The 19,452-nt window shown below is 67.8% G+C and carries 17 protein-coding genes; 6 read left to right on the plus strand and 11 right to left on the minus strand.

Going from position 1 to position 19,452, the window contains the following annotated elements:
* Positions 1-19: 19 nt before the first annotated feature.
* A complete protein-coding gene (locus ACMGFH_RS12925) occupies positions 20-1,483 on the minus strand; it encodes a glycoside hydrolase family 4 (protein ID WP_415378856.1) in 1,464 nt (487 codons plus the stop codon).
* Positions 1,484-1,678: 195 nt separating this feature from the next.
* Between ACMGFH_RS12925 and ACMGFH_RS12930 the strand changes: the two genes are divergently transcribed.
* The 3 genes from ACMGFH_RS12930 (at position 1,679) to ACMGFH_RS12940 (ending at position 5,920) form a co-directional block, all read left to right on the plus strand.
* Positions 1,679-2,680 (plus strand): Gfo/Idh/MocA family protein, encoded by a 1,002-nt coding sequence (locus ACMGFH_RS12930; protein WP_415378857.1) that lies wholly within the window; start codon positions 1,679-1,681, stop codon positions 2,678-2,680.
* Positions 2,681-2,855: 175 nt separating this feature from the next.
* Positions 2,856-3,890 carry a zinc-dependent alcohol dehydrogenase gene (locus ACMGFH_RS12935; protein ID WP_415378858.1) on the plus strand — a complete coding sequence of 345 codons (1,035 nt, stop codon included), beginning with the start codon at positions 2,856-2,858 and terminating at the stop codon, positions 3,888-3,890.
* An 839-nt stretch (positions 3,891-4,729) separates the two neighbouring features.
* Positions 4,730-5,920, plus strand: a complete 1,191-nt coding sequence (locus tag ACMGFH_RS12940; protein ID WP_415378859.1) for an oligogalacturonate lyase family protein — start codon at positions 4,730-4,732, stop codon at positions 5,918-5,920.
* A 56-nt stretch (positions 5,921-5,976) separates the two neighbouring features.
* Here the strand turns inward: ACMGFH_RS12940 and ACMGFH_RS12945 are convergent, their stop codons facing one another.
* Positions 5,977-8,808: a sugar-binding domain-containing protein gene (locus ACMGFH_RS12945; RefSeq protein ID WP_415378860.1), complete on the minus strand. Its 2,832-nt coding sequence runs from the start codon at positions 8,806-8,808 to the stop codon at positions 5,977-5,979.
* Between the two features lie 57 nt (positions 8,809-8,865).
* Positions 8,866-10,038 carry a hypothetical protein gene (locus ACMGFH_RS12950; protein WP_415378861.1) on the minus strand — a complete coding sequence of 391 codons (1,173 nt, stop codon included), beginning with the start codon at positions 10,036-10,038 and terminating at the stop codon, positions 8,866-8,868.
* A 178-nt stretch (positions 10,039-10,216) separates the two neighbouring features.
* On the opposite strand from ACMGFH_RS12950, the gene ACMGFH_RS12955 reads away from it, so the two are divergent.
* Positions 10,217-10,897, plus strand: coding sequence for a hypothetical protein (locus ACMGFH_RS12955; protein WP_415378862.1), 681 nt, complete (start codon positions 10,217-10,219; stop codon positions 10,895-10,897).
* Between the two features lie 21 nt (positions 10,898-10,918).
* Here ACMGFH_RS12955 and ACMGFH_RS12960 read toward each other — a convergent pair whose 3' ends face one another.
* Complete coding sequence (locus tag ACMGFH_RS12960) at positions 10,919-11,596, minus strand: DUF1961 family protein (RefSeq protein ID WP_415378863.1); 678 nt, start codon at positions 11,594-11,596, stop codon at positions 10,919-10,921.
* 154 nt (positions 11,597-11,750) lie between these two features.
* On the opposite strand from ACMGFH_RS12960, the gene ACMGFH_RS12965 reads away from it, so the two are divergent.
* Complete coding sequence (locus tag ACMGFH_RS12965; protein ID WP_415378864.1) at positions 11,751-12,779, plus strand: glycoside hydrolase family protein; 1,029 nt, start codon at positions 11,751-11,753, stop codon at positions 12,777-12,779.
* A gap of 96 nt (positions 12,780-12,875) precedes the next feature.
* A complete protein-coding gene (locus tag ACMGFH_RS12970) occupies positions 12,876-13,076 on the plus strand; it encodes a hypothetical protein (protein ID WP_415378865.1) in 201 nt (66 codons plus the stop codon).
* A gap of 42 nt (positions 13,077-13,118) precedes the next feature.
* On the opposite strand, the gene ACMGFH_RS12975 is transcribed toward ACMGFH_RS12970, so the two are convergent.
* The 7 genes from ACMGFH_RS12975 to ACMGFH_RS13005 form a co-directional block, all read right to left on the minus strand.
* Positions 13,119-13,382 carry a hypothetical protein gene (locus tag ACMGFH_RS12975; RefSeq protein WP_415378866.1) on the minus strand — a complete coding sequence of 88 codons (264 nt, stop codon included), beginning with the start codon at positions 13,380-13,382 and terminating at the stop codon, positions 13,119-13,121.
* Positions 13,383-13,423: 41 nt separating this feature from the next.
* Complete coding sequence (locus ACMGFH_RS12980) at positions 13,424-14,578, minus strand: ABC transporter ATP-binding protein (protein WP_415378867.1); 1,155 nt, start codon at positions 14,576-14,578, stop codon at positions 13,424-13,426.
* Positions 14,575-15,633 carry an ABC transporter ATP-binding protein gene (locus ACMGFH_RS12985; RefSeq protein ID WP_415378868.1) on the minus strand — a complete coding sequence of 353 codons (1,059 nt, stop codon included), beginning with the start codon at positions 15,631-15,633 and terminating at the stop codon, positions 14,575-14,577. Before ACMGFH_RS12985 ends, ACMGFH_RS12980 begins: the two co-directional genes overlap by 4 nt.
* A gap of 6 nt (positions 15,634-15,639) precedes the next feature.
* Positions 15,640-16,695, minus strand: coding sequence for an ABC transporter permease (locus ACMGFH_RS12990; protein WP_415378869.1), 1,056 nt, complete (start codon positions 16,693-16,695; stop codon positions 15,640-15,642).
* 6 nt (positions 16,696-16,701) lie between these two features.
* On the minus strand, positions 16,702-17,640 hold the full coding sequence (locus tag ACMGFH_RS12995; protein WP_415378870.1) for an ABC transporter permease: 939 nt from the start codon (positions 17,638-17,640) through the stop codon (positions 16,702-16,704).
* Between the two features lie 286 nt (positions 17,641-17,926).
* Positions 17,927-18,199 (minus strand): hypothetical protein, encoded by a 273-nt coding sequence (locus tag ACMGFH_RS13000; RefSeq protein ID WP_415378871.1) that lies wholly within the window; start codon positions 18,197-18,199, stop codon positions 17,927-17,929.
* A 159-nt stretch (positions 18,200-18,358) separates the two neighbouring features.
* Complete coding sequence (locus tag ACMGFH_RS13005; RefSeq protein ID WP_415378872.1) at positions 18,359-19,333, minus strand: AAA family ATPase; 975 nt, start codon at positions 19,331-19,333, stop codon at positions 18,359-18,361.
* Between the last annotated feature and the right edge of the window lie 119 nt (positions 19,334-19,452).

Genomic DNA, 19,452 nt, shown 5'->3' on the forward strand with positions numbered 1-19,452 from the left:
ACGGGCGGTACCGTGACGGTCAGTCCGCGAGGACGGCCTCGCGGTCGAGTTCGTAGCCGTCGAGAACCGACGCGCCCTCGACGTCGTAGGCGTCGAAATAGTCGCGTTCGATGGCGACCAGGTCGGCGAACAGATCCTGCGCCTCGTCGCGCTGGATCGTGACGAGCGGCTCGTTGAGGAACGCCTGGAACGCCAGATCGAGATCGCCTGCGAAGCCGGCCTCGATCAGCGTCTCCTGGTTGTGGATCGCCCGCGTGACCATGCTGCGGACCTGTCGCGGGAGCGTGCCCGCGTTGACGGGCGAGATGTCGTCGCCGGTGATCAGGGCGTTCGTCTCGACGACGGCGCTGTCGGGCAGGTCGGGGCACTGCCCGCGGTTCGGGAAGTTGACGTGCGTCTTCATCGGCTCGATGCCCAGCAGCGCGCGCATGATGTCGACGACCTCCTCGCCGGACTCCGAGAGGTGGAACTCGCCCTCGTCGTCGCGGAACTTGTCCATCTTCGCCGGGGCCTCGCCGTCGCTCCGGCGGGCTGCGCTCGGCGTCAGCCGGGCCCCCCAGCGCTCGATCTCGGCGGGGGTGTCGATGTCGAGGTACCACGGGACGAACTCGGCGAGGTGGCGGTCGCCCGCGGCGCCCAGCACGCCGAAGCGGTCGTACAGGTCGAAGGCGATCTGGTGGTGGTTGGCCCAGTAGGACTCGTCCGCCAGTTCACCCGGCTCGAAGCCCGGGATCGGTTTGTGACGCTCAAGTTCCGCGTCGAGATACTGGAACACGTCGTGGCCGCGCCAGCGGGCCTCGTCGATCCAGGTGAAGTGGTTGATCCCCTTCACGTTCACCGCGATGTCCGACCCCGAGAGGTCCTCGGCGGCGTCGATGTACCGCTCGGCGACGTCGGCGAGCATGTGCTGGATATGGGTCACCTCGTGGCAGAGGCCGATGGCGTTGATGTCGGGGTACTCCGCGTAGAGCGTCCGCGTGCAGACGGTCATCGGGTTCGTGTAGTTGACGACCCAGGCGTCCGGGCACTGCTCGCGGACGGTCGCCGCGATCTCACGGTACTGCGGGATCGAGCGCAGCGACCGGAAGGCGCCGCCGGGGCCGACGGTGTCGGCGACGGTCTGGTAGATGCCGTACTCCTGGGGGACGTCGATGTCGTGGACGAACGTCTCCTCTGGGGGGTCCTGCGTCGAGCAGACGACGAAGTCAGCGCCGGCGAGCGCGTCGTCCATCTCGCGGTGGGCTTCGAACGTCCAGTCGCCCGGCACGTCCGAGCGGTCCATCACGTCGTTGGCCAGTTCGGCGTTCTCGACGGCGCCCTCGTAGTTCACGTCGTAGAGGGCGACGGTGCCCGAGACGTCGTCGCACTGCGCGAGGTCGTTGATCAGCGTCAGCGCCCAGCCCTGGCTGCCGCCCCCGACGTAGCCGATCCGAACGTCGGTCGCCGCGCCGTCGACTGGTGGCTCCGCTTGCAGCGAATGCATGTACCTCACCCAGCGCGCCGGCGACAAAAATACCTGCCGTTCACGGCGGATCGCGCCGTCTCCGGCTGACGCGGCGTCTCGACCGAGAACCCCGGTGGTCGACGGCGCGACTGTCGGATCGACGCCCGAACGGCTCGCGGCAGGCCGCCCCGGGATCCGTAAGACGCAAGCGACCGGCCCCTGAACCACCGAGTCGTGTTACGAACTGCCATTATCGGGACCGGTGGCATCGGGACCCACCTCGCGCGCGAGGTCAGCGCACAGCCGGAGGGACAGATCGCGGCGGCCGTCGACGTGAACGAGGAGGCGCTCGACGACCTCGCGGCCGAACACGACCTCGACGAGTCGATCCTGTACACGGACGAGGCGGAGATGTACGCGGAGACGGACCTCGACGCCGTGATCATCGCCACGCCGCCGGCGTTCCACGACGACCAGATCCACGACGCGCTCGACCGGGACCTGCACGTCCTCTGCGAGAAGCCGGTCGTGATCGAACAGGACGCCGCCGAGCGGCTCCGCGACCGGATCGCCGGCTCCGAGCAGGTGTTCATGGCCGGCTACCAGCGCCACCTCAACCCCGGGTTCGTCGCCGCCTACGAACGGTATCACGACGAGGGCCAGGAGCCGACGTTCATGACCGGCGAGCTGACCCAGGACTGGACAGGCCACTTCGAGCGCGGGACGAACTGGCGGGTCAAACCCGAGATCGGCGGCCGCGGGCACCTCTTCAGCGTCGGGACGCACGTCGTCGAGTCGGTGCTGTGGCTGTCGGGGCTGACCCCGGCGGCGGTCAGCGCCGAGATGGACTTCTACGACGACGAGCAGTCCATCGACACGAAGTCCTCGCTGACGGTCCGCTTCGAGAACGGTGCGGTGGCGAGCTTCGCCGACTCCGCCGTCGCCTCGGCGACGCGCGAGCACATCCACGTCTGGGACGACGAGGGCGCCATGTATCTGGAGGGGACCGGCTGGGGCCAGCGAGAACTCACCGTCGTCGAGCCCGGCGGCGACGAGCGGACACCGGACCTGGCCTACGACGAGGCGCCGAGCAAGTTCGCCGCGTTCGCCGAGGCCATCGGGACCGGGACCGATCCGCCGGCGACCGCCGAGGACGTCCTCGTGGTGACGGCGTTGCTCGACGCCGCCTACGAGAGCGCCCGCACCGGCGAACGGGTCGCGGTCGACCTGGAGTGAGGGCGACGGAGAGTCGACCATCGGGCGGGGAGCGAACGGCCCAGCCGGGAACGCGGTCGCCTCGGGCGACGGCCCGCCGGGAAAACGACCGACCGCACCGTCTCTCCCTCCAACATCTTTATATTCCGAAGGCCCGCACCTATCCGTGTCGAAGTCGAGAGGGATCTGTTAGCATATGAAGCAAATAGTCCAGACGGGCCCCGCGTCCGTCGAAGTTCAGGAAGGAGAGAGACCGTCCCCCGGTCCAGCGGAGGTTCTCGTCCGAGTACACTCGGCAGGTATCTGTGGGAGCGACGCCCACGCCTACGAGTACGAGGGCGGGTACGATTGGATCGCCATGCCGCGGATCATGGGCCACGAGTACTCCGGCGAAGTCGTCGAGGTCGGCGACGAGGTACGGAGTTTCGAACCAGGGGACCGCGTCGTCGAGGAACCGATCCACCACTGCGGGGAGTGTTTCCAGTGCCGTAACGGTGAGGAGAACATCTGCCAGAACTTCTCGATCACCGGCATGCACCGCGACGGTGCCTACGCGGAATACACGGTAGTCGATCCCGAGTTCCTCCACGCGGTCCCCGACGGCGTTTCGCTGGCCGACGCGGCGATCACCGAGCCGCTGAGCATCGCCACGCGGGCAGTACTCACCCGCTCGTCGATCAACCCCGGCGACGACGTATTGGTCGAAGGGCCCGGACCGATCGGCGTGTTCACCGCCGCCGTCGCCGACTCGCTCGGCGCGAACGTCCTCGTCTCCGGCCTCGGCCAGGACGCGACTTCCCGGTTGCCCCTGGTCGAATCGCTCGGCATCGACACGATCAACATCTCCGACGAGGACCTGGAAACCCAGGCGAGCGTCCGGACCGACGACGTCGGGTTCGACGCGGTGTTCGACGCCAGCGGCCACTACACGGGCGTCGAGACCGGCGTCGAAGTCGTCCGCAAGGGCGGCGAAGTCGTCGTCGTCGGTATCCCCCGCGAACCCAGCGAAATCCTGATGACACCGGTCGTCCGCGGCGAAATCGACGTCGTCAGCTCGTATGGATCGGACTGGACCAACTTCGAGCAGGCGCTGCGACTCATGGAAAACGGCGAGATCGACGCCGAGGCCGTCGTCGACGACTCCTTTTCGACGGCCGACCCCACCGCCGCCTTCGAAGCGTTCCTCAACTCCGAAGTCGTCAAGCCCGTCTTCCGCTTCGCCGACGCCTGAAAGCGGCCGCGTCGCAGATTGCTTCTGTCCGGTCGATTCGCTAGCTTCACTCGGTTATCCGACCGAGAAGGGGCGAGTCAGCGCTTGTCTGTGACGGTTTCGTAGACGAGCGCCCCCTCCCGTTTGGCCCTCGAGCCCGTTCGGTAATACCGGAAACGATCCCGTCCACGACCTCACGGATCGGATCAACAGCCCATATTATCCAATTGTAGGAGGCCAGACCCCGGCCCTTGTTAGTAAATGGCATAATCAGTTCGGTAATACCGGACAAAAACCACTCGAAAGTCGAAGGTTTGCTGTCGCACGATCGGCCTGACGGGAGCGACCCGTCCCGACATCGGTGGAAATCGACGCGGAGTAGTCCGGTTCTGAGCCAGTATATTACAACCCTACAGATGTAATCGATTGGCGGCGCCGGAAGCTCGGTCGCACGTCCGACGCGGTCGCCGACGCGCCCGGATGTCGTCCGGCAATGCCGGAACTATACCAACTGAACGTTCGTTATCGTGCAGGAACGATCGGACGCTATCGAGGGGCTGCCTGTCGGGGAACGAGTGATCTGTACTGGGAGGAGGTGGCTCCGAAGTGCGCGCACTGCGGACAAGGCGGTAGCCGTTGGAGATCGACTACCAGCCGATTCGGAGAGTGAATCGGCCGGAGACGGCGTTCTCGGTGATGTTCGGAGCGGCCGAACGGCCGCCGTCGAGGACGGGGCCGGATTCGCAGACCGACTGCCTCGAATCGACAGACCGGGGCGTAGACTCGGCGGAGATACCCAGCGAGAGGTTCTGCGAAGGGAAGCTATATCCGCCGCGGCGTCCAGTAATTCGGTACTCATCATGCCAGAGACTATCGAACAGGGGCCGCGAGCGGGCAGCCACTGGCCCGCCGAGGACGAGACGTACGCGGACCCAACGAGCGGCGCGCGCGTGCGCCGACTGACGAGCTATCCGGAGGTCGGTGACTACCACCTCTACTTCACCGAGGACAGCTGGTACGACGACGGTCGCCGCCTCCTCTTTCGTTCCGACCGGGACGGCTCGCGCCAGCTGTACTCGATCGACCTGCGGTCGGGGCTGATCACACAGGTCACGGACATCGAGGGCTTTCGCGGCGGGACGGCCATCGACCACGACGCCGAACGGGTGTATTTCTGGGTCCGCGACCGACTGGTGAGTCTGGATCTCGGGACGCTACGGGTCGAAGACGTCCACTACGAGGTCCCCGACGGCTGGAACGGCGGATCCCTCGACGTGAACGCCGACGGGACCCGCCTCTACGTCGCCATCGGCGAGGACGTAGAAGTGCCCGAGCGCGACGACAAACTCACCGGGACGTTCGAGGCCGCGCCGGACACGCGGATCCTGTCGGTCCCGACCGACGGCGGCGAGCCGGAACGCCTCAGAGAGGTCGACGTCTGGGCCAGCAGCCACGTCAACGCCTCGCCGACGCGACCAGAGCTGTTCACTTACTGCGAGGAGGGCCCGTGGGACGCCGTCGAGAACCGCATCTGGACGGTCGACGCGGAGACGGGCGAGACCTGGAAAGTCCGAGAGGTTCCCGAGGAAGGCGGCGTCGGCCACGAGTACTGGATGCAAGACGGCGAGCGCGTCGGCTACCACGGCTCGCTGAAGGACCCGCAGGGTCGCGAGCGCGTCAACGACCCCGACCCGTTCATCGGGAGTTCGCGCTACGACGACACGGACCGCCGCGAGACCGCCCTCCCCGACGAGGTGTACGCGCTGACGCACACGCACGCCAACTCGCCCGAGTTGCTCGTCTGTGACGGTACGTTCGAGGAGGTCCCGCACAGCCTGCTGTATCGCTGGGACGACGAGGCCGGCGAGTACGAGGGACCGCGGATCCTCGCGACTCACGACTGGAGCCACCGGGGACCACACCCCCACACGCGGTTCAGTCCCGACGGGTCGCACGTGCTGTTCGACTCCGCCCGCTACGACGGATCGAGCAACCTCTATCTCGCCGAAGTCCCAGACTTCGAGGAACTTCCCGAGTACGAGAGCGACTGAGGGTATAGATCCGCCGGAGATACCCCTCGCGCCGTCGCCAACGGTGAGTCGAGGCCCTATATCGTCAGCAGTTTTTCGAGCACCGCCTCGCTGACGCCCCGGTCGGGGTCGAACGACTCCGACGCCGCGTAGTCGACCAGCGACCGCGCGAACGCTCGTACCGAGGGATCGTCGTCCGCCGCGAACAGGTCCACGGCACAGACGAGCAGGTTCCCGTCGCCGACGGCCGTCTCGAAGACGAGCCCCAGGCGCTGGTTGCGCTCGACGTTGTCGATCATCCGGACCAGCGGCTCGTAGTCGTCGGGCGCGTCGTCGAGCACGACCGGGCGGGCGTTCGAGAGGAGGTGCCACCACTGCCAGTCGCCGTGGGCGTCCGTCGGGAACCCGTCGAGCAGCGGGTGCTCGGGGTCACAGCGAGGCCCCATCGTCCCCGCTGGCGCGTTGCGCTTGAACAGCGCGTACGACCAGAAACACGGAGCGAAGGCGGACGCGACGGAGTGGCGCAGGTCGTCGTGGCGGGGGACGAGGATCACGTCTTCGCCCGCGTCCAGCAGCTCGCGGGTCTGTTCGTCGAACGCTCGGCGGACGGTCAGTGCCGCGTCCGCGGATCCACCGAGCGATCCCTCGTCGGCGTCGACCGCGGGCAGGTCGGCGGGGTACACCCACACGTCGTAGCCGGTGGCGGCATCGGTGGCCGGAACAGTCACCGAGAGCGTGAGGCGAACGGGCGCGTCGACGCCGTCAGCGCTCGCGAGTGCGTCCCCGAGGTCCGCTTCGACGGTTCCGAGATCCACGAGTTCGCCCTGGGGCACGTCCGTCTCCGGGAGCGACCCCTCCGCGACCACAGCTTCCGAGTCGGACCCGTCGGCGGCCGTCAGCGTCCACTCGGCGGCGACCTCGTCGTGACCCTCCGGGCCGAAGTGCGCCAGTTGCACGTCCGCAGCGAGCGACTCGTCGGCGGCGAACGTCCGAGCGTCAAGCCGGACCAGCGGGACGCTCTCGGCGCAAAACTGCCGCCACTGGTCGGGGTCGATCAGCCCCTTGGACTCGCGGAAGGGGTCGAGGATCCCCACGAGCGCGGTCCCCTGCCCGGGGAAGTCCTCCAGTTGCAGGAGCTGGAACCCGCCGAACCCGGGCGTCCGCAGGGCGGCCTCGACCTCCTCGCGATAACACTGCACCGAGAGGCGACCCGAGGCGTCGGCGAAGTCGTCAGCGCGGTCCAGCAGGCCGTGGGCTTCGAGGTGGTCGCGCTTGAGTTCGAGGTTCCGGGGCGCAAGGACGCCGTCGTAGCGCTCCAGCCCGGCGAAGTCCGGGTATGTCTGGTACTGCCCGATCTCGTGGGCGACCACGGGGATCGAGATGTCCTCGACGGCCTCGCGGTAGTCGGTCGTCGTCGCGGGCGGCGCCTCGTCGATGGCGGCCCCGCGGACCATCTCGCGGCCCGAGTCGACGTCGGTCGGGTCCGGCGGGACCGACGCGGTCGTCCAGTAGTCGTCCGCCTCGGTCAGCGTCGAGTCGCTGAGGCCGTTGTACGAGCCGCAGGCGTAGAGCCGCCGCGAGTCCCGCTTCCGGAGAGCTTCGACGAGGTCGCTCATCGCCGCGAAGTCCCCCGAGAGCTCGTTGCCCAGCGCGAACATGACGAACGAGGGGTGGTTGCCGTACTCGGCGAGGATCCGCTCGGCCTCGGCGCGGTAGAAGGCGGCCGCGTCGGCGTCCTCGAACGTGCCACCGTTGTTCCACAGCGGGAGTTCGGGCTGGAGGTAGATCCCCAGCTCGTCGGCGACGCGGAACGCCGCCTCCGGGGGACACCAGCTGTGGAAACGGTAGTGATTGAGGCCGTACTCTCGGGCGGTCTCGAAGACCTCGCGCCAGGTCGCCTCGTCGGTCGGCGGGTAGCCCGTCTCCGGGAAGATACAGCAGTCGACGTTGCCCCGGAGGAAGGTGGTCTTCCCGTTGACGGCGAAGCGCGTCCCCTCGCGCTCGAACGAACGGACGCCGAAGACCGCCTCGGTGGCGTGACCGTACGCCGCGTCGTCGGCGACCGAACCACCGTTCTCGTCCGCGTCTGCGCCCTCGACAGTCGCGTCCAGCGTCGCGGTCAGCTCGTAGTAATCGGGGTCGAACTCGTCCCACCGGAGCGGGTCGCCGAGGTCGTACTCGACCGAGACGGTCGCCGACTCGCCGTCGACGCGAAACGACGCCGTCTCGGGATCGACGGTGTGAGTTCCGTCGGCGCTCTCGGCGGCCAGTTCGACGGACGCCTCGGCGGCCGCCCCCGTCCGATTGCCGACGGTCACCTCGACCCGCGCGGTCCCGGCCGCGGGGTCGGGGTAGACCTGGCAGTCGTCGATCCAGACGGGGTCGGTGGCGACCAGTTCCAGGTCACCGACGACGCCGTTCCAGTTGGTCTGGGTGTGCTCGGTCGCGGCGTGAGAGCGCTGGACGCCAGGAAACGTGACCGGTTCCGAGTCGGTGTCGATCCGGAGTGCGACGTCGTGTTCGCCGGGGTCAAGGGCGTCCGTGAGATCGTACACGTGGGGAGCCGAGAGGCTGTCCTCCCGACCCACGAGGTCGCCGTCGACCCACACCCCGGTTGGGCGGGTGCGTTCGAGGCGGAGGACGACCCGCTGGTCGGCCCACGCGTCGGGAATTTCGACGGTCGTGCGGTACCAGGCGGCGCCCTCGTAGCGATAGCGACGGGTGAGGTGGCCCGGCGTCCGCTCGGCCGTGCGCTCGCCTTTCTCGGCCTCGTCGGTCGTCCCTGGAAGCGGGATGTCGTCGTCGAAGTCAGCCGGTGGCGCGCGCTCGGCGCTATCTTCGTCGTCGGGGTCGAGCGTGAACTCCCAGCGACCGGCCAGGTCGATCCGGTCGGTAACGGCGTCGGTCATCGCTCCCACAGACGACCGAATCCGCCATAACGCTGGCGGCCGACTCGGGACCGCGCCTCACTCCGCGACCATCTCGAGCGATTGGGCATCCGTGATGACGACGGCCCGCCCGGACCGCTCGTAAGACGGATCGACGAACTGGAGCGGGTCGTCGCGCTCCCCGTCGCGGAGCCAGTTCGACTCGACGAACGACCGGGTCGCGTCGACGTCAGCCTCGCCCTCGGGGAACGCGGCGACGAACCGCCGGTCGACAACCGGATCCGCTGGCGCCGCTGTCGAGGCGTCGGCTGAGGTCGGCGTCGTGGTCTCGGTCGCGGTCGGCGACGGGGAACCGACCGTCGCGTCGGCGGCCGTGCCGTCGGTGCCTGTCGACGTCCCGACCGGCGTCGTGGTACCGATCCGGCTCCGGCCCGCCCAGCGGACCGTCAACGCGAACCCGCCCGCGCGGGCGCCGTCGGGCGCCCAGGAACTCCCGGAGAAAGTCCCGCCGTCCGTGCGGAAGCGCGCGAACACGAAGTCCGCCGCGGGGAGGCGCTCGACGAGCGCCCGGTCGGCGGCCGAGTAGCAGTATCCCGGATGAGCGTCCGCTCGCGCGGTGTCGAGGAGCCGCTCGATGCGCGTCGTCGCGTCGACGGCGACGGGGTCTGCGGCCTTCGGCGCGGCGACGACGTACTCGTCGTCGAACGCGACGGCGTTGACTTTGCTGCCGGAGACCCCGCGGCGCTGAAACCCGCGGTAGTCCGAGGCCTCCGTGAGTTCCGCGCTGCGGAAGCCGGTTCCCTGCAGTCGAGTGAGCCAGCGCCAGCGCTCCTCGGAGTAGTCGAAGACGACGTACAGCGCCGGCCGCTCGCTCGGCGGTCGGAGCGTCGTCACCCGGTCGAGGTCGGTGAAGGGCATCGCGGCGGCCTCCGCGAGTTCGCGGCTGTACCAGAGATACGGTCGCAGCCCGCGGTAGAGGTCCGGATGCGCCGTCAGGAATCGGGGGCGAGCGCTCGCGAACGCGACCGTCGGTGCCTCGTAGTCGCCGGGTCGCAGGCGCGAGAGCCAGTCGTCGTACAGCGGCCCGGCGTCGGTGGCTGCCGAGTCACAGGTCGACTCGCGCGGCGTCGGGGTCCCACCGCCGAGGACGCCCCGCTGACAGCCCGCGAGCGACCCCGCCGCGATCGCACCGCCGAGCGCCCGCAGGCACGCCCGCCGCGTGCGGCCGTCGGTCCCGCCGGACTCGTCCATGGGTGCCGGTCGGAGTGGTCCGGACAAAAGGGTGCCGTTCATCCACCGACCGCGGTCGGGTCTCCACTCGAACACCGCACGGCGAGGCGGCAGACGTGAGACGAGCCGTGAGCGAGAGCGAGGCGGACCGGTGCGTCCCGAAACGGCTATGTGACTTCTCGCGAACATATCACACGATATGGCGACCTTCGATCGGCGATCGGTCCTCGCAGCGCTGGGTGGCGTGGCCGCAACGGCGGTGCTGTCCGGGTGTTCGGACTCCTCGGGGAACGGTACCGACGGTAGCGACACTAACCACGTCGGCGACACGGCGACGGTCGACGGACTCGACGTGACGCTCCTCGCGGGGGATCTCACGGAGCGTGTCGCAGTTTCCCCCAGACAGACCGGCGGAGGGAGCGACGGGACGCCAGCGGGAACGCCGGAGACCCGGACCGTCGAGAGCGACGACGGCCGGCAGTTCGTGGCGGTCGTCCTCCGCCTCTCCAACGACACGGACGAGCCGCTCGGCGTGCCGATGCCCGGCGGGACGGTCATCTCCGAGGGGGAGATCTACCTCCACGTGCGCGGGACCGAAAGCGACGTCGGCGACGAGAACCGCACGCAGGTCCCCGCGGAGGGCGACGCGCCGCTGGTGGTCGGCGGTAGATACACACGCGACGGGACGACGTACGACCGCCTCACGTTCGCGCTGGGGGAGTATCAGGCCGAACTCCCGCCGGGCGAGTCTGCCGCCGGGTGGACCCTCTACGAGGTCGGCGACGAGGTGACGCCGGATCGGTTGAAGCTGGTCGCCGACCTCGACCCCCGAGCGGTGGGCAAACGCGCCGAGTGGGAACTGGCGTCGCCTTCGGAGTGACCCGCCCCCCGTGCGTGACGGTCACCCTGCCGTCTCGATGCGGTCGACCGTGAGGTTGGCGTACTCGCCGATCAGCGGAGCGGTCTGTCGGAAACCGATCTTGCCGCCGCGGAGGGCCGGTCCCGTTCGCTCGTCGTCGGTCCACGATAGTACCGGCAGGTCGTCGACCGAGAGGGCGACGTGCGAAGCGTCCTTGACCACGGTGATCTCGTAGGGCGGGTCCGCGACCGGGGCGTCGGGGATCGGGTCGGCTCCACGCGCGACGAGGTGCTCGCCGCGGCTCTTGCGGAGCGTGACGGTTCGGAGCCCGCCGTCGGCGCCGTCGTCCGCGTGGCGCCGGTAGTACGACGCGTGCAGAGCGTCGATATCGCCCGCGGTGTACGCCTCGTGGGCACCGGCTCTGTCGGCCAGTTCCGGGTCGAGCAGGTCCTCGCCGTCACGTCCCTCCGCGGCGAAGAAGAACGTGCTCAGACCGCGGGCGGCGACGGGCCAGAACTCCCAGGAGACGGCGATGCCGTCGGGGAACGACTGCGGACACCAGTAGACGAACTGGGGGCCGTCCCTGCGCTCGCTCTCCAGGCGGAGGCGCCCGTGCGGAAACGTGACGGCGGCATCCCCCTCTAACACGAAATCTGCGACGTCTGCGGGACCGGCGAGCGGGTTCTCGTACAGCCGGTCGTGCGTCTCGTACTCCAGCATGTGACGGCCTCGACTTCACCGCCAGCCCACAAATAACTGCAGGGTGCCAACACGAGTCACGGTCGACCGGAGTTGTCGGCGAGTTCGGAGCGCGAGCGCGGACCGGCGCTGGACGGTCGATAGACCTATGCGCGCGGGCGGCGCGTGACCGATCATGTCACCGAGTGAGCGGCGGTTCCGCGACCGCCTCCGACCGGCGCCACGCGACGGCGGATTCGCGATGGACGACTACTGGATCTGGGGGGCGTCGGTCGTCCCCGGCGACGACGCCTACCACATGTTCGCCTCCCGGTGGTCGAAGGAGATCCCGTTCTCGCCGGGGTGGACGTCGAATTCCCACGTCGTGCGCGCGGAGGCCGACAGCCCCGAGGGGCCCTACGAGTACGCCGAGGACGTGATCCCGCCGGGGGAGGAGGGCGACTGGGACCGAATGTCTCACAATCCGTCCGTCGTGCGCGCCGGCGACCGGTATCTCCTCTACTACTACGGCTGTCACTACGAGGGACCGCGCCCGACGCCGGAAGACCCGCACGGCGTCGACCGGGACGAGAACGCCGTCGGCGTGGCCAGCGCCCCCTCGCCGGCGGGGCCGTGGACGAGGCACGGGCCGGTGATCGACGGCGAGACCAACGCCGTGCCGGTCGTCGACGACGACGGGAGCGCCACCGTCTTCGTCCGCGACGGCGCCTTCGAACTGAGCGTCTACGCGGCCGACGACTGGGCGGACACCGACGGCTACGACCTCGTCGCCGAGCACGTCCTCGCACCGCTGGAGGACCACGCCGTCTGGCGCGCCGGCGACGGGTTCGAACTGGTCGCCAAGGACATGCAGGCCCACCACGACGACGGAGGCTACGTCGACAGCTACGCCGGCTTCCACGCGACGTCGCCCGACGGTGTGGACTGGACGGTCAGCGACCCGCCCCAGGCCTATCCCCACGCCACCGGCGGCGACCGGGACCTCCGGGTCGCGTGGAACGACGGGGGGGAGACCTCGTTCCCGAACGTCGAGCGCGCGCAGGTCCTCGTCGAGGACGGCGTCCCGACCCACCTGTTTCTCGCCGTGATGTCCTACACCGAAGCGAACCGGGCGGACGCGGATTCGCCCGCCGCCCTCCCCTCTCACGCCCGGTGGCCCGCGGACGCGCGGAACGTCTGCGTCCCGCTCGACCGGCCGGAATAGGTCGCCGCGGCGGGTGGCTACCGCTTCGAACGGCGTCTCGGTACCGCCGGACGCCGCGTCACAGGGTTTTAGACAGGTCGGCCGGTAGAGAGGGGCATGAACAGGCAGTTCTGGAAGGGGATCCTCGTCGTCCTCGTGATCATGCAGGGGATCCTCGTCGCGTCGATGCTGGCGGTCGGACGTGGAACGCCGACGTTCGTGGTGTCCGTCCTGGCGACGGTCCACGTCGTCGCCGGCATGGCGATCATCGGGTCGATGCTCTACTTCGAGTGGGACCCGTTCGAACCGCTCCGGTAGAAAAAACGACCGCTCGCTTCGCACGAAACCGCGACGGCGGTCTCAGCTCGCGCCCGGTCCGGCCATGTCCCGGACGATCGAGATGCCGCGGGACACGTAGAGCACGAGGTAGCCGAACAGCCCGAGCGAGCCGGCTCCGATACCGTAGATTGCGAACCACCCGGCCGCGATCACCGGGACGCCCGGGACGTCGACGACGCTCAGGACGCCGCCGAGGGCGAGCAGGAACGCCGAGACGAGCAACAGCAGCCCGAGGATCGGGTGGTCGAAGTAGTCCGACAGCAGTGAGGCGAAGTACCGTATCATGTGTGGATGGTTGTCGTGATTTCAGTTAGTCGTTGCGGTGGCTACAGCGGGATCTCGCGGTCGCCGCCGTGGATCGACTCGCTGTCCCAGTACTCGTGGGTCGAGTCCTCGCGGAAACAGGCCGCCCGGTGGTCCCGTTCCTCGCCGCCGATGAGGTCGGGATCGACCTCGGTACAGACCTCGTGAGCCTTCGGACAGGTGGGGTGGAACCGACAGCCGCTGGGCACGTTCCGCGGATCCGGCGCCTCCTCGGACATCATCGGCGACTCGTCAGTGATGGTCTTGCGAGCGTCGTCGGGGTCCAGCGGGAGCGACGCCCACTTGAGTATCTGCGTGTAGGGGTGGCTGGGGTCGTTGATGATATCGTCGGCCGACCCGACCTCGACGATCCGGCCGAGGTACATGACCGCGATGCGGCCGTCGGCCTTGTCGGCGATGTACCGGGCGTTCGTGAGGTTGTGCGAGACGAACAGGTACGAGGTGCCGAACATCTCCTGCAGGTCGAGCAGGAGGTCCATGATCTCGATGCGCAGCGAGACGTCGAGCGCCGAGACCACCTCGTCGGCGAGGATGAGGTCCGGTTCGAGCAACATCGCGCGGATGATGGCGACGCGCTGTTTCTCGCCCCCGCTGAGTTCGTGCGGGTAGCGCTCCATGTAGTCCTCGGCGGGCGTGACCCCCGTGGTGTGGAGCATGGTCGAGATGCGTTCCTGGCGGTCGTTGAGGTCCATCTCCGGGTACCACAGTTTCAGCGGCTCGGCCAGTTGCGACCGGATCGTCCGGTAGGGGTTCAGCGCCGCGTCGGAGTCCTGGTGGACGATCTGGAGCGCACGGCGGACGTCCTCGGCGTACACCTCGCCGGCGTGCTCGCCGCGCTCGACGTCCTCGACGTCGTAGCCGCGGTACTTGACCGACCCCGACGTGGGGTCCTGGAGCCCGATGGCGGTCCGGCCGAGCGTCGTCTTCCCCGACCCGGACTCGCCGATCAGGACGACGACGTCTTCCTCGCCGATCTCCAGCGAGACGTCGTCGACCGCGTGGACGGGGTCCTCGCCCATCCCGAGGCGGTCGGTCACGCTGTCGGGGAGCGCCGATTCGAGCAGCGACTCGTCCTGGTACTCCACGGAGACGTTCTCCATCGACAGCACCGGTTCGTCGTTGTCGATCACGTCCTCGTCCGAATCGATCGTGCTCATTCTGAATCACCCTCCGAGAGCGCGACTGGCAGCTCCTTCCGGGCGCGGTCCGGGTAGAAACACGCCACGTCGTGGTCGTCTTCCAGTTCGATCAGGTCCGGGTCCTCGATGGTACAGCGGTCGTCGGCGATCGGGCACCGCGGGCTGTACGAACACCCCGATGGGATGTTGATCGGGTCCGGGCTCGACCCCTCGATCGTGGTGATGTCGTCGACCTCCATCGCCAGATTCGGCGTCGAGCGCAGCAGCGCCCGCGTGTAGGGGTGGGCGCCGTTGTGCATCACGTCCCGCGTCTCGCCGAGTTCGACGAACTCGAAGGCGTACATGACGCCGAGGCGGTCGACGAACCCCGAGACGACCGGGAGGTCGTGGCTGATGACGATCAGCGTGATGTCGTACTCCTCCTTGATGTCGTAGAGCAGGCGCAGGATCGACCGCTGCATCAGGAGATCCAGCGCCGCCGTCGGCTCGTCGAGGATCAGCACCTCGGGTTCGAGGACGAGCCCGAGCGCGACGAGCGCCCGCTGGCGCTGACCGCCCGAGAGCTCGTGCTGGTACTCGTCGAGGATGGCGTCGGGGTCGAGGTTGAGGTCCCGCATGATGTCGCGGGCTCGCTCCATCCCCGCATCCTTGTCCGCGTTGTGCGCGGAGAGGGTCTCCTCGAAGTGGGTCCGGATCGGCTTGGTGGGGTTGAACGCGCTCATCGCGCCCTGTGAGACCAGGGCGATCTCCTCCCAGCGGAGCCGCTTGGTGTCCCCGCCCTCCAGTTCGGTGATGTCGACCGGTTCGCCGCCCTCGGGGTAGTAGGTGATGTCCCCCCGGAGGACGCCCGGCTCCTCGACGGCGTCCATCAGCGTCGAGGCGAACATCGACTTGCCCGACCCGGACTCGCCGACGATCCCGAGGGTCTCCCCGCGGTAGATGTCGAGGTCGATGCCGTTCAGGACACGCGCCTGGCCGCGCCCCATCTCGTAGGTGACGGTGGCGTCGCGGACCTCCAGGACGGTGTCGCGGTCTTCCTGCGGTCGTTCCGTCGCGAATTCTGATTCAGACATGTGTGATCACTGCTGGAATCCCATCTGCGAGACGCCGCTGTCGTCGACGTCGGTCTCGTCTATCTCCTCTTCCACCTCGGCCCGCCTGCGCGCCTCGTGCCGGGCCCGCACGCGCGGGTTGAAGACCTGGTCGAACGCCTGTGCGAGCAGCGTCAGCCCGAACGTCAACAGCGCGATGGTCAGGGCCGGCACGAGCAGCCAGTGCGCGTTCTCGAACGACGCGAGGATGTTCGAGTTCTCGTAGGCGCTGTTGAGGACGACGCCCCAGTTGGCGCTCGTGTAGGGCAGCAGGCCCAGGAAGTACAGCCCGACCGACGCGAAGATGACCGAGCGGGCGGTCGACATGAACCGCAGGGTCACCAGCGGCAGGAGGTCCGGCAAGACCTGTTTCATGAGCACGGTCGAAGTCGACTGTCCCATCGTCTGGGACGCCTCGACGTACTCGACGTTCCGGAGCGGGAGGACCTGCGCGCGGATCCCGCGAGCCAGTCCCGCCCACGCCTGGACGGTCAGGATGACCCCGATCAGGTAGGGGTTGCGCGGCTCGATGATCGCCGCGAGGATCAACAGCAGCGGGAGCCCCGGGATCGACGCCACCACGTCGGTGATCGTCATGAGGATCTTGTCGGTGTTGCCGCCGGTGTACCCGGAGACGAGACCGACCACGACCCCCAGCGTGTTCCCGAAGATGGCGCCCGCGAGCATCATCTTCAGCATCTTCGGCGTCGCGTGGGCCATCAGCGGCAGGAGGCCGCGACCGACGCCGTCACTGCCCAGCAGGTACTGCAGGTTCGGCTGCTCGAGCGGACTCAGGAGTCGGTTGATCGGGTCGACCGACGGCTCGGGGATGATCACGACCCCGAGCGTCCCCACGAGCACGTAGAACGTCAGGATGAGCAGCCCGAACCGGCCGCGGTAGTCGCTCCAGAGGACGCGCAGGGGAGCGACGACCCAGCGACCGAACACGACCTCGTAGACGTCCATCGCGGTCGCGTCGTAGTCGGACTGCGATCTAAACGGCGATTCGTCGTCTTTCTCGGCCGGAGGTTCTCCAGTTCCCATTCGTGATCACCCCATGCTCGACTGCTCGGCCCGCGGATCGATCAGCGAGTACGTGAAGTCGGCTATCAGCGTCCCCGCGACGAAGATGGCCGTCGTGAAGATGAGCGACGTCGTCATCAGCGGGAAGTCCCGCTGGACCGTCGCGTCGTACATCAGCTTCCCCATGCCCCGGTAGACGAAGATCTCCTCGAGGATGATGGACCCGCCGATCAGGCCGGCCAGCCCCAGAACGATCCCGGTGTACATCGGGAGGATGGCGTTGCGCGCGAGGTAGCGCGTCGAGATGGTGTACGTCGACAGGCCCCGGAGCTCGGCGTTGCGGATGTGTCCCTCGCCGAGCAGGCGGATCGAGTTCGCGCGCAGGCTGAGCGCGTTCCCACCGAATCCTATCGTTATCCCCGAGAGTATCGGTAACGCCGCGTGGTTGAACACCCCCGCGATGAACGGGTAGTTGAACCCGGGCACCGTGTCGGTGTTAAATCGGCCGCCCGTCGGGAACCACTCGAGGTTGTAGGAGAACAGGAACAGCAGGAGGATGGCGACGATGTAGTACGGCACCGAGCTGGCGGCCAGCATCGAAACCGTCAGCCCGACGTCCATCTTCGTCCCCTCGTAGTAGGCCATCAGCGACCCGAAGACGATACCCGCGACGAGCCCGTAAACCAGCCCCGCCGAGGAGATGAAGATCGTCCACGGCGCCGCCTCCAGGATGAGCTGGACGTTCGACGCGCCGGGGTCGACGATCACCGACGTGCCGAAGTTCCCCTGGACCGCGCCCTGCATGTAGGCGATGTACTTCTCCCAGATCGGTCCCGGCGTGTAGTTCATCTGGGTCTGCATGACCTCGTTTATCTCCGCCAGCGTCGGGTTCGGCGGCAGGCCGTAGGAACCCGGGTTCTGCTGGATCTCCGCGCGGAGATACGCCGTCGGGTCCCCGGGCATCATGCGTATGAATACGAACCCCAGAGTGATGATGCTGTACAGTGTGATTACTGCCTGCAGTAATCGATTCCGCAGGTATCCCATTGCTATCGAATGGCACAAGCTAGCAGGTTAAAAAGGTTTGGTAACCACCCGCAGGACCGGAAACACGACACCTCAGCGCTCAGACGAGAACAGCGCGCGGTCCGAAGCAGACACCGGCGGGGCGAATCCCACGTCGGTCGTGAGAACGTAGCTGGATCCGTCGCCCGACTGGGCGGCGGCTGTCAGAACGCGGCGGCCGACGGTATCAGATCGATTCGCCTTCCTCGACGATCCGGTCGCGCTTTCGATAAACCATGTATCCACAGCTGACGGCGATGACCGCGCCGAGGACGCCGTACGCGAGGAGTTCACCCATCGACAGGACCGCCGCGAGCACGAGGACGAGCCCGAGCGCCGCCCCGACGTAGTAGGGCGTGTTACTCCGGACCTCTTTCCCGCAGTTCGGACAGCTCTCGGCGTCTATCGGGAAGGTCTCGCGACACCGTCGACACTCGATCTTGTTACCGTCGGCGCTCATACGCTTTTGATTCGACGGCCCGGACTTAAAGTTGTACACTCATCGGGGGACGGGACGAGGATCGGCGGGTTGAATCTACTCGTGGGGCCGGGGCGCCACCGATGAATTCGAAAAGAACGCAGTTACCGGACGGTGCCCGTGATTTCGAGGAGAACGGGGTTATCTGACGGTCGGGACCGGGACCTCGTCGAGGACGTCCTGGACGACCTCGTCCTTCTCGACGTCGTTGACCTCGGCTTCGGGCGTGAGCACGAGACGGTGCGAGAGAACGGGCTTGGCGATCTTCTTCACGTCGTCGGGGGTCGCGTAGTCGCGGCCCTCGATGACCGCGCGGGCGCGGGTACACTCGAACAGGCGCTGGGTCCCGCGCGGGGAGACGCCCGTGCGGACGCGGTGGTCCTCGCGGGTCATCCGGCAGATCTCCTTGAGGTAGACGAGCAGGTCCTCGTCGGTCTGGACCGTCTCGACGACGTCCTGCAGCGCCTGGACCTCCTCGGGGCTGTCCATGACTCGGCCGGACTCGGGGGTCGACTGGGTACGGCCGGCGCGACGGCGCAGGATCTCGAGTTCGCCCTCGTCGTCGGGGTAGCCGAGCGAGGTCTTGACGAAGAAGCGGTCGACCTGCGCTTCCGGGAGCGGGAAGGTCCCCTCCTGCTCGACGGGGTTCTGCGTCGCGATCACGAAAAAGGGCTCGGGCAGCTGGCGGGTCTCGCCCTCGATGGTGACCTGCTTCTCCTGCATCGCTTCGAGCAGCGCCGCCTGCGTCTTCGGCGGCGCGCGGTTGATCTCGTCGGCGAGGACGACGTTACCGAAGATCGGGCCCGGCTGGAACTCGAACTGGTTGTCCCGCTCGTTGTAGATGTTCGTCCCGGAGACGTCGTTCGGCAGGAGGTCCGGCGTGAACTGGATGCGCGAGAAGTCTAGCCCGAAGGCGCTGGAGAAACTCATCGCCGTCAGCGTCTTCCCCGTCCCGGGCACGTCCTCCAGCAGGACGTGGCCCTCCGCGAGGATGGCCAGCAGGACTTCCTCGAGGAAGTCCCGGTCGGCGATGACCGCCGACTGGATCTCCTCGATGATCTGGTCGCAGCGCTCGCTGGCCTCCTGAATGGTGAACTCTCCGGTAGACGTACTCATACCAAGCCAATCCCAGCGATCGGACTTATGTTTGTCGGTTCTTGGCACCCCTGGGCGACCACGACACCGCCGCTGTCGGTCGGATGTCGGGTCGGAACCGCGAGAAAGGCGGGCGGATG

The organism is Halosimplex rarum (genome assembly GCF_047715405.1).
Taxonomy (GTDB): domain Archaea; phylum Halobacteriota; class Halobacteria; order Halobacteriales; family Haloarculaceae; genus Halosimplex; species Halosimplex rarum.